This is a genomic window from Terriglobales bacterium (genome assembly GCA_035624475.1).
Taxonomy (GTDB): domain Bacteria; phylum Acidobacteriota; class Terriglobia; order Terriglobales; family Acidobacteriaceae; genus DASPRL01.
Genome location: DASPRL010000124.1, coordinates 1 through 2,028, shown reverse-complemented (window position 1 = coordinate 2,028; position 2,028 = coordinate 1). Strand labels below are relative to the sequence as shown.

2 protein-coding genes are annotated in these 2,028 nt (G+C 67.5%); one reads left to right on the top strand and one right to left on the bottom strand.

Features of this window, described 5'->3' with window-relative positions:
- A partial coding sequence (locus VEG08_05435; GenBank protein HXZ27427.1) for a hypothetical protein occupies positions 1-219 on the bottom strand: 219 nt, incomplete at its 3' end.
- A gap of 216 nt (positions 220-435) precedes the next feature.
- On the opposite strand from VEG08_05435, the gene VEG08_05430 reads away from it, so the two are divergent.
- A protein-coding gene (locus VEG08_05430; GenBank protein HXZ27426.1) for an IS3 family transposase occupies positions 436-1,592 on the top strand; the annotation gives its coding sequence in 2 pieces (ribosomal slippage) (positions 436-694 and positions 694-1,592; 1,158 coding nt in all).
- Positions 1,593-2,028: the final 436 nt, after the last annotated feature.

Sequence of the window (2,028 nt, the reverse complement as noted above, 5' to 3'; positions counted from 1 at the left end):
CCAGCGGGTGAGCTCTTCGCCCTGGGCGTCCTTGGCGTTGACCGCGAGGCTCGCGGTGCGGATCTGGCGCGCGGGCTGCTCGAAGGTCTTGGTGACCACGCCGTCGGCGATGGGGTCGTAGACCTCCCGTTCGACGGAGCGGGGCCGGAGGGTCTTGATCTCGGGGTCGGCGCCCAGGTTGCCGTAGAGGTTGATCTGGGGGGTGTGCTGGCTGTCCATGTCTCTCTTCTCCTTTTGGTTCGGTGCTGCTCCCGACGGGACGCGTGGACCCGAGGGGAGAGGAGGCCGGGGTGTCAAGGCCGCGCTTGCGCGCCCGTAGGGCTTGGCCTTGCGGCCCGGCCGCCCCTCGGGTACGAAAGCGGCTGGCAGGAGCGGCCCCTGGAGTTGACCCAGTTTGGTGGACACCTGATCCTTTGAGGGAGAAAGGAGTCCACGATGCGGAGATTCCGAGCACCGTATCCCCTTGAGTTCCGTCGGCAGATGGTGGAGCTAGTCCACGCGGGGCGCACACCTGAAGAGCTGTCGCGCGAGTTCGAGCCGACGGCCCAGGCGATCCGTAATTGGGTGCGCCAGAGCGATCTCGACCAGGGGCGCCGCAGCGACGGGCTGACAAGCGCCGAGCTGACTGAGCTGCGGCAGCTACGGCGGGAGAACCGCCAACTGCGCGAAGAGCGGGAGATCTTGGCAAAAGCCGCGGCCTGGTTTGCTCGGGAGACCGGTTCGATCCCACCGCGGTCTTCGAATTCGTGAAGGCAAACCAGGCCATGTACGCGATCCGAAGGATGTGCGATCTGCTGGGCGTCTCCCCCAGCGGGTACTACGCGTGGGCAGGTCGTCCACGCTCGCAGCGTGCGCAGTCAGATGAGGCGCTGTTGGCACAGATCCGGAGCATTCACCAGCGTTCGCGAGGCACCTACGGAGCGCCTCGGATCCACGCCGAGTTGGCCGCGGAGGGGACGCGCGTCAGCCGCAAGCGGGTGTCGCGGCTGCTCCACGAAGCAGGGCTTCAGGGAGTCAGCCGGCGCAGCCGCTTCTCGACCACAGTGCGCGACCAGCGGGCCCGCCCGGCTCCCGACCTGGTGGAGCGCAACTTCACAGCCGCAGGCCGTGACCGGCTCTGGGTCGCCGACATCACCTACATCCCGACTTGGTCGGGGTTCCTCTATCTGGCCGTGGTCGTCGATGCCTGGAGCCGCCGTGTCGTGGGCTGGGCGATGGAGACCCATTTGAGAACCGAGCTCGTGCTCGCCGCCTTGAACATGGCGTTGGGGCAGCGCCGGCCCCAGGAGGTGATCCACCATTCCGACCAAGGTACGCAGTACAGCGCGTTCGCGTTCGGCCAGCGCTGCCGCCAGGCCGGGGTCCGGCCCTCGATGGGCTCGGTCGGTGACTGCTTCGACAACGCGCTGTGCGAGAGCTTCTTTGCGACGCTCGAGTGCGAGCTGCTGGCTCGCCAGCGCTTCCGCACCCAGTCCGAAGCCCGGCTGGCGGTGTTCGACTTCATCGAGAGTTGGTACAACCTCCGCCGCCGGCACTCAGCCCTCGGCTACCTGAGCCCTGCCGCCTTCGAGAAGCTCGCGGAGGCCGCCTGAGATGCGCGTACCAGCCGGCCCCGTGTCTGTATCCTTAAGGTCGTGGAGCTGGGGGGCTCTGCCCCCCAGACCCCCCCAAAGAAGAGACTTGCGGCCCAACCCATAAACTGTCCATCAAACCGGGGCAGGCCCATTTCTTCCGGCTGATTCCCTATCCAGCGGAGCTCACGCTCACCGCGGTCGTCCGCCTGACTGCCGGTCTTCGTCCTGCCTGGACGACCCGGCTCGCCGGCTCTCTTCCGTACCGGCATCACGAGCTGATCTACCTTCCCCTCGCTTTCCTTGCGGGCTTTCTGGTCCGACTGGGAGAGGAGAACCCTGCAGAAGGTCGACTCGCCTTGGCCGAGGCCGCTGCTTCGCTGGGCCAGAAGGGGCCGGCCCGGCGGGCGCTGGTGGAGCTCCAGGCGCGCTCGCTGGAACGGGCCACCCGGGAGAG